The following is an 11,872-nucleotide window of genomic DNA, read 5'->3' on the forward strand; positions in this document are numbered from 1 at the left end:
GCGCCGGGCGATGTTTGAAGCTGCCGCGCTTAGCCCCGCGTCGGGTAAACCCCTTGCAGCGCGATGATGAACGTCAGGCCGATGTAGGGATTGCGAATGTCGAACGGCAGGCTGCCGCCGGCCACCGAATTCGTGATGCTGGGGGGGGCGGTGGTCACGCTGGCGTTGAACGGCAGCAGGTTCGTGTTTGGCGTGGCGGTGCTGTACACCGTGGCCGTGTGGCCGCTCGATGCGCCCGGGCCGAGCACCATGTTGCTGCCCGGCACCGACTGCGGACTCGTGGTGGTGGTGGTGGCCGGGATCGAGATCGACACCGTGCTGGTGCCGCCGCCGCCCGTCACGACTGCCGCGTGCGTATGCATCGGCATTTGGGAGCTGGTCAGCGTGATCTGCTCGGCGCCACCGGTCTCGCCGAGCACGATCGGCGCGAGGCCCGCCCCGGTGCCGACGCCGACCGGCGAGCGGCCCTGCAGGTTCGGCAGGCCGAAGGTGCTCACGCCGGTGCCGCCGTAGTTGGTGCCGAGCAAGGCGAACAGCGCGTTGTTTTGCGAGATCGGCAGCAACTGGCCTCCGCACAGCGCCCAGCCATAGGGCGCGAAGTCGAAGGCGACCATGCGGATTTCACCAAGGTACTGATCGGACATGTTGACTCCTGAGGGAGATCGAGTGGGGAAACGGATGCGCTGCGGATGCCGATGGCGGCTCGTCGGCGTCAGGCATGGGGCGTCGCCAGGCCGGTGGCGGCCTGGTCGTCGGATTTCTTGCGGTGGATGACGGCGCAGACCATGCCCGCGCCGCTCGGCAGCGGCCGAGTCGGCGAGACGAACAGCAGCCAGTGGCGGCCGTCCGCGACGCGAAAGCGGTAGGTGTCCTGCGGCAACCGAACGTTGGCCGGCAGTTCGAAGTGCGCCAGGTAGCAGTCGTAGCTGCTGTCCATCGGCAGGCCGGCCGGCGCGTCCGTCAGGCGCGTCTGGGTCAGCGGCAGCGCGGCTTCGTCGGCCGTCTCGATGGTCAATACCTGTCCGAGCAATTGCACGAGCTCGTCGTGAGTGGGTAGAACTGACACGTTGTTTCCTAGGCGTTTGGTCCATACGCCCGCCGGCCGCCCCACCCCCCCGGGTTGTGCGAACCAGCGATCCCTGTTGGCCGTCCTGCATTCCGGGCTGCGGTAAAAGCTTCCACGCTCCGCGCCCGGCTTCCTTGAATTTTCCGCTTCACGATTTCAAACGATCGTATGCGGGATATATTAAATAGGTAGTTATACGGAGTGCGAGCTTTCCCGGCTGCTTCCGCTTTCGCTGTTAACGGCAGGCTCCGGATTTCCTGAAGTCGAAAATCGCGCACTTAATATATTGAGTGGCAGAGGCCGCGTCGCGGCCGCCGAAGCGGGCAAATCGCCGGCGCCGCATTCGCGGCGCATCGTGTCATAAATGCCGCTGTTTCCGATTTTCGAAAAACCCAGCCGCCTATATAAAGCCTGCACCGGATTGTCGACTTCCACCTGCAGGCTGACGGGCAGGCCCTGGTGGTCGGCCTCGGCCACCACCGCCTGCATCAGGCGGGTGCCGATACCGCGGCCGCGCCAGGCCGGCAGCAGGGCGATGTCGATCACCCGCGCCTCCTCGCCGAGCTGTTCGGGGCGCCAGGCGTGGTAAAGCCGCCCGATCGGTTCGCCGTCCAGGCGCACCACGTCGAACCGACCCTGCCCGTAATGCTGGCGGTAGTAGCGGTCCTGCATCCGCGATTGCTCGTGCAGGAAGGCCTCGACGCGCTCGCTCGGCCAGCCGGTCCGCATGAATTCCTCGCGGCGCGTGGTCACGAACACGGCATGCAGGAAAGCCTGGTCCTCGGCGGTCGATGCCTGCACGGTCAATTCCGCATTCGCGTGAATTGACGCGGTACAGCTTGTCGAGGTATGCGCCGATTCGAGTGCCATGGAGCAGGAAGTGTCGAAAAATCAGACTACAAAATTAACAATCGAGATCCTAACCAAATGTCAGACCAGCAGCAACAGAATTTCAATTCCCCCTTATTCAGTAATTGCCCGAATACGTTTGCGCGGCGAGTATCTAAATTTTTTTGATCGATTGCGCGGGGAATTACACACTGAGGAATTGTTAAAATGTGTGGCGAATTTGAAATGAAATTGAAAGGCGTGGATATTTTGCAATACCGGATCTTCATGGCAACCGCTATCGCCGGGATCAAAAAAACGCCCCGGAAAATCCGGGGCGTCGCGGCCGGGCTGGAGCGCCGGCCGGTGCAGGCGAGGGCGGGGCTCAGTGGCTCGGCAGCGGGTCGTCGTCGAGCGTCTGCAGGAAGGCGATGATGTCCTTGATGTCGTCCTGCGTCATGGCCGGCTGGTCGCCGAACTTGCGGTCGAACGGCGCGTCGGTCACGTCGACGTTGGCCAGGTACCTGGCCGGGATGTCGTCGTATTTGTGGACCTTGCCGTCGGCGCCGCGCGGGTAGAACTTGCCCGGGTTGGTATTGCGCTCGTTGTAGAAATCCATCACGTGCTGCAGGTCGTGATAGATGCCGTTGTGGAAGAACACGTGGCGCGTGGCCGAGTTGCGCAGCGTCGGCGTGAGGAACATCGAGCAGTATTGCGACTGGTCCTTCAGGTCGCTGCGGAACGGGCCGCACACGCCGATATCGTAGAAGGCCGGGTCCTTGTTCTGGGCCAGCGCGGTGTTGCGCGGCACCGCCAGCGCCTCGTACTGGTAGTCGGTGAACATCGGCGGCAGGCCATCCTGGCTCGGCTTCGAGAGGTGGCAGCCGGCGCAGTTCGCCTTGTCCGGGTCGTTGAACAGGCGCAGCCCGTGCAGCTCGGCATGCGTGAGATGGGCCTTGCCCTCCAGCCAGCGGTCGTATTTGCTGTTGTAGGGGTGGAAGGATTGATCCTCGATCTGGTAGCGCGCGATCGCGAACATCACCTCCGAGATCGCCAGTTGCGGATCGTTGAACAGGTTGGCGCCGAACAACTGCTTGAGCGGGCCCGCGTAGCGGCTGTTCTCGACGCGTTTGGCGACGTCGGCGCCGTTGGTATTGGCCATTTCCACCGGATTGAGCAGCGGGCCGAAGGCCTGCTGCTGCAGCGTGTCGGCGCGGCCGTCCCAGAACAGGCCGCCTTGCGGCACCATCTGCGGCGCGGCCGAGACGCCGGCGGTCTTCTGGGCCTTCACCACGCCGGCGTTCTGGCTGGCGAGCTGCTGCACGGTGGGCGCCGCGTCGTTCTCGCCGGCATCGGGGCCGATGCTGAAGTTCGGTTGGCGGTACAGGTACATCAGCGAGGGCGGCGGGCGATAGCCCTCGAGCTTCATGTTCTGGCCACCGAGCTGCACGTCCAGGTCGTTCGGCGGGCCATAGGCATGCGAGGCGCTATGGCAGGAGGCGCACGAGAGCTTGCCGGACGCCGAGAGCATCGGATCGTTGAACAGCGACTTGCCGAGCAGGGCGACCGCCGACAGCGGCTGCACCGCGGGGCGTTGCAGCACCACCGGGTGCGGATTCGCGCCGGTCAGGTTCTCGACGATCTCGCCGACGGCCTCGGGCACGTCGGCCGGGAACGCGACCGCGTAGCCGGCATAGCCGATCGCGGCGGCGAGCGCCGCACCGAGCACGGTGTACGCGAAACCGCGCAGCGCGCGACGGCGCGGTGCCGGGGGGGAGGGAGGGACGGCGGGCGTGGCGGAAAGCTCGTTCATGCTGGTGTGGTCGATTCTTCCAGGGGGCCGCGAGGGCCACCGCACAGGCAAAAGGCCGGCGCTTGCGCGCCGGCCGCTTGTTTCGGTTCGTCGATCAGATCGCGATCAGTTCGACGGAGCCGTGGCGACTTGCGTGCCGAGCGTCGGATCGAGGAACAGGGCCGTGGTATTGGCCGAGCCCGTCGTGTTCAGCATGTCGGTGATGCTGCCCGCCGACGCGTCGAACGAACCGCCGCCCAGGCGTGCGCCGCCCAGCCAGTTGTCCTCGATGAAACGAACCACCGAAGCCTGCGTGATCTGCGTGTGGCTGACGAAGTTCGTCTTGGCCCACGGCGAGATCACCAGGAACGGGATGCGAGTGCCCGGACCGCAGCGGCCGTTGACCGGCTTGCCCGTCACGCCGTTCGGCTGCGAACCCGAGGTGCCGCACAAGCCGTTGCCGTTGACCTGGTCGACCGCGTCGAACGAGCCGTGCGTCGGTGCCGTGTAGGCGTGGTCGTACCAGCCGTCCGAGTCGTCGTAGGTGACGATCACGGCGGTGTTCTTCCAGTCAGGCTGCTGCATCAGGAAGTTGACCACCTTGGTCACGAACTGCTGCTCGTCGAGCGGATCGGAGTAGCCGGCGTGCGCGTCCTGCGCGGCCGGTGCCTTCAGGAAGCTGACCGACGGATAGTTGCCGGCCTTGACCGCCGCGAAGAAGTCGTCCGAGTCGTACTGGTGGTTCGCCGGCTCGGGCGTCTTGCCGTCGGCTTCGACGCTGGAGCCGATCGCCGCGATCGAGCTCGGGCGCGTGTGTTGCGGGTTCGAGGTCGAGGCGAAGTACTGGAACCAGTTGTGGTGCGGGATGTAGTCGGCCGTCGCGGCATTCACGGCGGTGGCGATCGTGCTGCGCGCGCAGCCCGTGGTGCCGTTGCCGTTGGTGGTCGACAGGTTGAAGCCGCCCATGAAGCCGCCCCAGGTGATGTTCTGCGCGTTCAGCAGGTCGCCGATGTTCCTGCCCTGCATCATTGCCTGGTCGGTCTTGCTTGAGCAGACGTCGTAGCCCGGGTCGACGTCGTTGATCATCGTGTAGCCGCTCTGGCCGTCATTGATGAAGTACGAGCTGGCGGCCAGCGTCGAGACCTGCTTCGAGGTCTTGACGATCTGCATGCCGTTGGTATTGCCCGATACCACTTCCAGCGCGCCCGGCGTCGACGGACCATAGGTGTCCGTGTACGCGTTGTCGTTCATCGAGAAGTGCTGCGCGTAGTTCCAGAGCGCCGTGACGGTGTTGCCGTCGAAGAAGCCCATCACCTGGCCCTTCGTGCCGAAGGCGCCGGCGCCGCCGGCGCTTGCCGTGCCGGTGAAGAGCGGGAACAGGTCGGCCGCGCCGTTGTCGTAGGCCTGCTGCTCCGCCGTGTAGGCGTGGTTCTGGTCGGCCGAGGCGGCTTGCGTGCGGTCGAGGCGGAACGGGTTCGCGGCATTCGTGCCGTTCTGGGTGTTCGTGAAGTTGCCGTTGGCCGTCAGCAGCGCGCCGGTCAGGCCGTTGATGCCCGGCGTGCCCGCGGCCGGCGTGAAGGCCGGTTCGCCCGCCGGGTTGGTCGCGTTCGGGTAGGAACCGAAGTAATGGTCGAACGACACGTTCTCGCCGTAGATCACCACCAGGTGCTTGATCGGCGTCGCGGTCTGCAGGGCGTCCTGCGACGACACCGTGCTGGCCGGCGGCGTGGTGGTCGTCGAGGGCGGCGTGGAACTGTCGGAGCCGCCACAGGCGTACAGCGCCAGCGCGGACGCGGCACAGGCAGTGGCGATCAGGGTTCGACGAAGCATTGTGTGAGACTCCATTGGAAAGGCCGTCTGTGTGTTGCGGACACCCCCGTGCGGACGGCGCGGACCATTGTTGGTAGCGGGCGGGGTCTACGCAGGGGATGGTCCCGCTGCGAAGTGCGTGCATTGAATCAGGTCGGTATGAAGCTGGCGGGAAGAGTTACTTTCGCGATCGTTACGCGCGTGTGACTCGATCATTACGACGGATTCGGAGGGGAAAGAGAGGTGAAGGCGGGGGCGGGCGACATCGTTTGCGAGGCCGCGCGTGGTCGGCCCGAGCCGAATTCGATCGATGACGCAGGCGTGATGAACGGATGACGATCGTGGGAAGAAACGCTTTCGTTGTTATTCTTTTTTCATAAACGAAGCATTTCATTTCGCGGCGGCAGCGCGCGTGGATCGCATGGATCGATGCCTCGGCCGCCTCGGCCCGAACCGGGCGGGGCCAGATCCGGCGCGGCTCCGATGTGACGGCGCGATGTCGGCCTCGTGAAAAAAACGGCAATCGGCTTCATGCCGGCGGCGCGCAGGGCAATGCCGCGTGCCGACAATCAATCGAAAGAATGAAAAAAGTTCGGTGAAAGCAATCCGACGCGATCTCAGGACTCGAGCGGCAGCGCACTGGTGCACTTGATTTCGTCGAGGCAGACGCTCGATTGCACGCCGCTCACGCCGGGAATCCGCATCAGCGTGTCGAGCAGGAAGTTCGACAGCCCCTTGAGGTCGCGCGCCACCACCTTCAGCACGTAGTCGATATCGCCCGTCACCGAGAAGCACTCCTGGATCTGCGTATGCTCGGCCACCAGCTTCTGGAAGGTCGCCAGGTCGCGGATATGGCCGCGCTCCATCTTCACCTGGACGAAGGCGGTCACGCCGAAGCCGAGCATCGCCGCGTCGAGCCGCGATTCGTAGCGGCGCACCGCGCCGATCTCCTCGAGGCGGCGATGGCGGCGCAGGGTCTGGGCCGCCGACAGCCCGACCGCCCTGGCCAGCTCGAGGTTCGAGATCCGCCCCTGCTGCTGGAGCACGCGCAGCAATTCCCGGTCGAGACGGTCGAGGCGCCCGCCGGCCTCGGATGAGGGTTCATGCATGTTGGTTTCCTGATTACCGCGATTCGCGAAATCCTATCTCGCCAAAAAGGGTAAATACGGGTTTCCGGCACAACCCCATTTCATCGCGCTGCGGCTACACTGCGTGCACGATTTTCGTGCGTGATGCCGTGGCCGGGCGAACCGGCGGCGGCCGCCGCGAGGATGGACGACCGCAAACCGTTACAATTGCGGATTTTCGGCGCGCAGCCAGCGCGCCCCGGGTGGTCCGGGGCGTTCGCCAGCCGGCGCCTGCATGGGGGACGACACGTGCCGCCTGGCCAGGGCGGATCGTACGGAGACGATATGGTTGAACACACACAGAACGAGAACGGTGGTCTGAAGCGAGGGCTCAAGAACCGCCACATCCAGTTGATCGCGCTGGGCGGCGCGATCGGCACGGGCCTGTTCCTGGGCATCGCGCAGACCATCCAGGCGGCCGGGCCGTCGGTGCTGCTCGGTTACGCGATCGCCGGCATCGTGGCCTTCTTCATCATGCGGCAGCTCGGCGAGATGGTGGTGGACGAGCCCGTGGCCGGCTCCTTCAGCTACTTCGCCGACAAATACTGCGGGCACTTCACCGGCTTCCTGTCGGGCTGGAACTACTGGGTGCTCTATATCCTGGTCAGCATGGCCGAGCTGTCGGCGGTCGGCCTCTACGTCCAGTACTGGTGGCCGGGCGTGCCGACCTGGGTCTCGGCGCTGGTGTTCTACGTGGTGATCAACCTGCTCAACTTCGTCAGCGTGAAGTCCTACGGCGAGACCGAGTTCTGGTTCGCCATCATCAAGGTGGCGGCGGTGGTCGGCATGATCGTGTTCGGCGGCTGGCTGCTGCTGTCGGGGCACGCCGGGCCGCAGGCGAGCGTGGCCAACCTGTGGCGCGAGGGCGGTTTCTTCCCGAACGGCGTGAGCGGCCTGACGATGTCGATGGCGGTGATCATGTTCTCGTTTGGCGGGCTCGAGCTGGTGGGCATCACCGCCGCCGAGGCCGACGATCCCTCGCGCAGCATCCCGCGCGCGACCAACCAGGTGATCTATCGGATCCTGATTTTCTACATCGGCGCGCTCGGCGTGCTGCTCTCGCTCTATCCGTGGCAGAAGGTGGTCACCGGCGGCAGCCCCTTCGTGCTGATCTTCCACGCGCTCGGCAGCGACCTGGTGGCGACCGTGCTCAACGTGGTGGTGCTGACGGCCGCGCTGTCGGTCTACAACAGCGGCGTCTATTGCAACAGCCGCATGCTGTTCGGCCTGGCCAAGCAGGGCAACGCGCCGCGCGCGCTGCTCAAGGTCAACCGCCGCGGCATCCCGGTGGCCGCGCTGGCCGTGTCGGCGGTCGCCACCGGCATCTGCGTGCTGCTCAACTACCTGATGCAGGGCAAGGCCTTCGGCTTCCTGATGGGGCTGGTGGTGTCGGCGCTGATCATCAACTGGGGGATGATCAGCTACATCCACCTGCGCTTTCGCGCCGCCAAGCGCGCGGCGGGCCAGCCCACGCAGTTCCGCAGCCTCGGATATCCGCTCACCAACTACCTGAGCCTGGTCTTCCTGGCCGCGATCCTGGTGGTGATGTACCTGACGCCCGAGCTGCGCCTGTCCGTCTATCTGATTCCGGTGTGGCTGATCGTGCTCGGAATCGGGTATCGTTTGCGGTCACGCCCCGCCAACGGTGCCACGCCCGGCGGCGTGTCGGCACATTGAAGCGCACCAGGGCGCATCCGTTTCCTCCCGATTGACCAGGACTTGCCATGTTCGAACACATCGATGCCTTCCCGGGCGACCCGATTCTCTCGCTGAACGAGAATTTCCAGAAAGATCCGCGCGAGCGGAAAGTCAACCTGAGCATCGGCATCTATTTCGATGAACAGGGTCGCATTCCGGTGATGGGCGCGGTGCGCGAGGCCGAGAACCGCCTCGCCGCCGCGATCGGTCCGAAGCCCTACCTGCCGATGGCCGGCATCGAGGCCTACCGCGAAGGCGTGCAGACGCTGGTGTTCGGCAAGGACTGCGCGGTGCGCGACGCGGGCCGCATCGCCACGGTGCAGACGGTGGGCGGTTCGGGCGCGCTGAAGGTGGGCGCCGATTTCATCAAGCGCTATTTCCCGGATACGCCGATCTGGGTGAGCGACCCGAGCTGGGAGAACCACCGCTTCGTGTTCGAGCGCTCGGGCCTGAAGGTCGAGACCTACCCGTATTACGACGACGCCACCGGCGGGCTGCGTTTCGACGCGATGCTGGCCGCGCTCGATGCGCTGCCGCCGCGCAGTGCCGTGCTGCTGCACGCCTGCTGCCACAACCCGACCGGCGTGGACCTGGACGACGCGCAATGGCTCAAGGTGATCGACGTGCTGCAGGCGCGCGAGCTGCTGCCCTTCGTCGACATGGCCTACCAGGGTTTCGGCGCCGGCCTCGACGCCGATGCCTTCGCGGTGCGCGAGATCGCCCGTCGCGGCATCCCGGCGCTGATCGCCACCTCGTTCTCGAAGAACTTCTCGATCTACGGCGAGCGTTGCGGCAGCCTGTCGGTGATCTGCGAGGACGCCGCCACCGCCGGCCGCGTGCTGGGCCAACTGGCCAGCAACGTGCGCGCGATCTACAGCAACCCGCCCACCCAGGGCGCGAAGCTGGTCACCGCCGTGCTCGGCTCGGCCGAGCTGCGCGCGCAATGGGAAGAGGAGCTGGCCGTGATGTGCCGCCGCATCGCCAAGATGCGCGCCGCGATCCACGACGGGCTGAAGGCGCACGTGAAGGGCGAGGCGCTGTCGCGCTACATCAAGCAGCGCGGCATGTTTACCTACAGCGGCCTGACCGAAACCCAGGTCGACGTGCTGCGCGAGAAGTACGGCGTTTACATCCTGCGCTCGGGCCGCATGTGCGTGGCGGGCCTGAACGAGTCGAACGTCGGCATCGTCGCCGACGCGATCGGCGAGGTGATTGCCAGCGGGGTCTGAGTCTCGCGCGCCCGTTATCGTGGGCGCGCCTGGCAGCCTGGCGGGGCCGTGGTTCGTCGTTGCCTTCTGGCGGCGGCGCGCCGCGGCCCCGTTTTCGTTTGATGGCGGGTCGATAGGCGCATCCGTGTCGATCGGCGTATCGTCGATCCGGATCCGCTCGACGCAAGGGAGGCAAGGATGAGTATTCGCGTGGTTCGGCTCGGTTCGCCGCGCGCGCCCGACGAGGGCGTGCGGATCGGCGCGGTGCGGCGGCCGCCGCGTGGCGTGCCCAGGAGCGAATTCGCGACGCGAGATTATTACGACGTCTGGCTGCCGGTGCTCGCGCCGAGCGAGCCATTGGTCAAGGCCGCGCACGCGGCACAGACCGATGCGCAGTGGCGTGCCTTCCAGCGTGCCTTTCGCGCCGAGATGGCCAAGGGCGAGGCGGGCAAGGTGCTGGACCTGCTGGCCGCGCTGTCGCATGGCAGCGATTTCTCGATCGGTTGTTATTGCGAGGACGAGGCGCATTGCCATCGCGGCGTGCTGCGCGGCCTGCTGGAGTCGCGCGGCGCGGCGGTGCTGCCTGCGGGCAGTTGATGCCGGCCAGCTTGTTCGCGACGCGCGGACAGCCGACGGCGGCAGCCCGGCCAGCCGGCTAGCCAGGGCCTCCAATCGAAGCCGGCCGAGCTCGCTTGCGCGGGCTGTCGAAAGCGGCGGCCCCGGCCCGGCATGCCAGGCGGGTGCTCGTGGCTCGCCTCAGATGCCCGCGCGCGCGAGCCAGGCTTCCAGTCGCGGGTCCGTGAAATCGCGGATCGTTTCGTGAGCGCCGGCCTCGCACAGTTGCGCGTCGTCGAGCGCGGTGCGCATGCCGAAGGTGTGGATGCCGGCGGAACTGGCCGAGCGCACGCCCGAGGCCGAATCCTCGAAGGCCACCGCGTGCGCCGCGTCGCCGCCGATCGATTCGAGCGCGGTGAGGTAGGGCAGCGGATGCGGTTTGCCGTGCGCGAGTTCGCCGCCGATAACGAGCGTCTCGAAGCGTGTCCCGAGCCCGAGTGCCTCCAGCATCATGCGCGCGTTCTCGCGCGGCGCGTTGGTGACGACGGCGCTGCGCAGGCCGGCGCGCGCGATGCGCTCCAGCAGCGCCTCGGTGCCGGCCGTCGGCGTGAGACGCGCGCCGAGCTGGGCGCGAAACAGTCGCTCCTTCTCGGCGGCCAGTTCGGTGAACTCGGCGGCCGGCATGCCGGGAAACAGCCCGCCGAAGATCATGTCGTCGGGAAAACCCATCACGTGGGTCTTGTAGTAGTCGAGATCGATCGCGCGCTGCCAGCGCGCGAGCAGCGTGTTGTAGGCGTTCAGGTGCAGCGCGTCGGTATCGACGAGCGTGCCGTCGAGATCGAACAGGAACGTGATGTCGCTCACTTCGTGGACACTCCTTCGGGGGCAGGGGAATGGGCGGCGCCGGATCGGGTCTCGCGAAGCCCGGGCAGGAACGGCGGCATCATGAGCGGGCACGCCACCATGGCGCAGTGGGAGGTGGGCGCCAGCGCGCGAGATCGATGATGCCGATATTCATCGGGGCCATCGATGTCTCCGACACGAATGGCAATTAACGAGAATCGGGCGGCATCTTTGGGGTTTCGTTGCCGCCGCCGCGTGGGGCGCAAAGTTATCAGAATATTTTGCATCGACAACCTGATATAAATCTCAGTGTCCGCGGGAGCGATCAAATGCCGGAAATGCGACGGATGAGGCGGCGACGCGCTCCTCGATCTGCCGGTAAAGCGTTTTGGCGTGAAGCCGCTGCGCATCCTGGCAGCAATCCTCCGGCGGAATATCCGCTTGCAATAAATACAGATTCCGACCGAGCGTTTCCCGTCCTTGTTCGATCGAAAGCGTGGCATGCGGATTGCGACCCCACCTGTTCCGCACCCGACGTCAGCGCATGGCGTGCGCCTCGCTTGATCGCGCGCAAGCACGGCGCCGTTTCGCCGACTATCTTGAATAGTCGGGTGCATTCGCACCGCCCGAACAGGAGGACGTCATGCAAATCTCGTTTCCACAGGATCCCCCGCAATTCACCCCGGCCGATCCGGCCATCGCATTCCCGGTGCTGGTCGACGCCACGCGCCTGCGTTGCGAGATCAGCGCCGAGGCGCTCGAAAGCCATTACGGCGCGGCTTCGTGCGGCGAGGGTGATCTGCGCCACGCCTTCGCCGCGCATCGCGACGAGATCGAGGAAGCCGCGCGGCGCATGATCGAATCGGCGGGCGGCAAGCCGATCAAGCTCACCAGCGGTTTTTTCCGTTTCTGCGGCTGAGGTTTTTCGACCGAGGCTGCGAACACG

At 65.8% G+C, this 11,872-nt stretch carries 11 protein-coding genes; 4 read left to right on the forward strand and 7 right to left on the reverse strand.

The window, feature by feature from the left end:
- Positions 1 to 29: 29 nt before the first annotated feature.
- The 6 genes from BM43_RS05845 to BM43_RS05870 form a co-directional block, all read right to left on the reverse strand.
- Positions 30 to 644, reverse strand: coding sequence for a phage tail protein (locus BM43_RS05845; protein WP_036056469.1), 615 nt, complete (start codon positions 642 to 644; stop codon positions 30 to 32).
- Between the two features lie 68 nt (positions 645 to 712).
- Positions 713 to 1,066, reverse strand: a complete 354-nt coding sequence (locus BM43_RS05850; protein ID WP_036056467.1) for a DUF6916 family protein — start codon at positions 1,064 to 1,066, stop codon at positions 713 to 715.
- 192 nt (positions 1,067 to 1,258) lie between these two features.
- On the reverse strand, positions 1,259 to 1,936 hold the full coding sequence (locus BM43_RS05855; protein ID WP_036056465.1) for a GNAT family N-acetyltransferase: 678 nt from the start codon (positions 1,934 to 1,936) through the stop codon (positions 1,259 to 1,261).
- 343 nt (positions 1,937 to 2,279) lie between these two features.
- A complete protein-coding gene (locus tag BM43_RS05860) occupies positions 2,280 to 3,707 on the reverse strand; it encodes a cytochrome-c peroxidase (RefSeq protein ID WP_036056462.1) in 1,428 nt (475 codons plus the stop codon).
- 105 nt (positions 3,708 to 3,812) lie between these two features.
- A complete protein-coding gene (locus tag BM43_RS05865) occupies positions 3,813 to 5,516 on the reverse strand; it encodes a phospholipase C (protein ID WP_036056461.1) in 1,704 nt (567 codons plus the stop codon).
- 596 nt (positions 5,517 to 6,112) lie between these two features.
- Positions 6,113 to 6,604, reverse strand: a complete 492-nt coding sequence (locus BM43_RS05870; protein WP_013690171.1) for an Lrp/AsnC family transcriptional regulator — start codon at positions 6,602 to 6,604, stop codon at positions 6,113 to 6,115.
- Between the two features lie 303 nt (positions 6,605 to 6,907).
- Between BM43_RS05870 and BM43_RS05875 the strand changes: the two genes are divergently transcribed.
- From BM43_RS05875 to BM43_RS05885, 3 genes are all read left to right on the forward strand, one after another.
- Positions 6,908 to 8,299: an amino acid permease gene (locus tag BM43_RS05875; RefSeq protein ID WP_036056459.1), complete on the forward strand. Its 1,392-nt coding sequence runs from the start codon at positions 6,908 to 6,910 to the stop codon at positions 8,297 to 8,299.
- 47 nt (positions 8,300 to 8,346) lie between these two features.
- Complete coding sequence (locus BM43_RS05880) at positions 8,347 to 9,549, forward strand: amino acid aminotransferase (RefSeq protein ID WP_025100534.1); 1,203 nt, start codon at positions 8,347 to 8,349, stop codon at positions 9,547 to 9,549.
- 177 nt (positions 9,550 to 9,726) lie between these two features.
- Positions 9,727 to 10,125 carry a DUF488 domain-containing protein gene (locus BM43_RS05885; protein ID WP_036056457.1) on the forward strand — a complete coding sequence of 133 codons (399 nt, stop codon included), beginning with the start codon at positions 9,727 to 9,729 and terminating at the stop codon, positions 10,123 to 10,125.
- A 159-nt stretch (positions 10,126 to 10,284) separates the two neighbouring features.
- On the opposite strand, the gene BM43_RS05890 is transcribed toward BM43_RS05885, so the two are convergent.
- The gene (locus tag BM43_RS05890) at positions 10,285 to 10,947 is read right to left on the reverse strand and encodes an HAD family hydrolase (RefSeq protein WP_036056455.1); all 663 of its coding nucleotides are present in this window, start codon (positions 10,945 to 10,947) and stop codon (positions 10,285 to 10,287) included.
- A gap of 622 nt (positions 10,948 to 11,569) precedes the next feature.
- Between BM43_RS05890 and BM43_RS05895 the strand changes: the two genes are divergently transcribed.
- Entirely contained in the window at positions 11,570 to 11,845 is a 276-nt protein-coding gene (locus BM43_RS05895; protein WP_036032971.1) for a DUF1488 family protein, read from the forward strand.
- Positions 11,846 to 11,872 lie beyond the last annotated feature (27 nt).

Source organism: Burkholderia gladioli (genome assembly GCF_000959725.1).
In the GTDB taxonomy this organism is placed as follows: Bacteria; Pseudomonadota; Gammaproteobacteria; order Burkholderiales; family Burkholderiaceae; genus Burkholderia; species Burkholderia gladioli.

Coding starts and splice junctions, on each gene's coding strand:
- BM43_RS05885 (WP_036056457.1), top strand. CDS start 9,727: ATGAGTATTCGCGTGGTTCGGCTCGGTTCGCCGCGCGCGCCCGACGAG.
- BM43_RS05875 (WP_036056459.1), top strand. CDS start 6,908: ATGGTTGAACACACACAGAACGAGAACGGTGGTCTGAAGCGAGGGCTC.
- BM43_RS05870 (WP_013690171.1), bottom strand. CDS start 6,604: ATGCATGAACCCTCATCCGAGGCCGGCGGGCGCCTCGACCGTCTCGAC.
- BM43_RS05880 (WP_025100534.1), top strand. CDS start 8,347: ATGTTCGAACACATCGATGCCTTCCCGGGCGACCCGATTCTCTCGCTG.
- BM43_RS05895 (WP_036032971.1), top strand. CDS start 11,570: ATGCAAATCTCGTTTCCACAGGATCCCCCGCAATTCACCCCGGCCGAT.
- BM43_RS05845 (WP_036056469.1), bottom strand. CDS start 644: ATGTCCGATCAGTACCTTGGTGAAATCCGCATGGTCGCCTTCGACTTC.
- BM43_RS05860 (WP_036056462.1), bottom strand. CDS start 3,707: ATGAACGAGCTTTCCGCCACGCCCGCCGTCCCTCCCTCCCCCCCGGCA.
- BM43_RS05865 (WP_036056461.1), bottom strand. CDS start 5,516: ATGCTTCGTCGAACCCTGATCGCCACTGCCTGTGCCGCGTCCGCGCTG.
- BM43_RS05855 (WP_036056465.1), bottom strand. CDS start 1,936: ATGGCACTCGAATCGGCGCATACCTCGACAAGCTGTACCGCGTCAATT.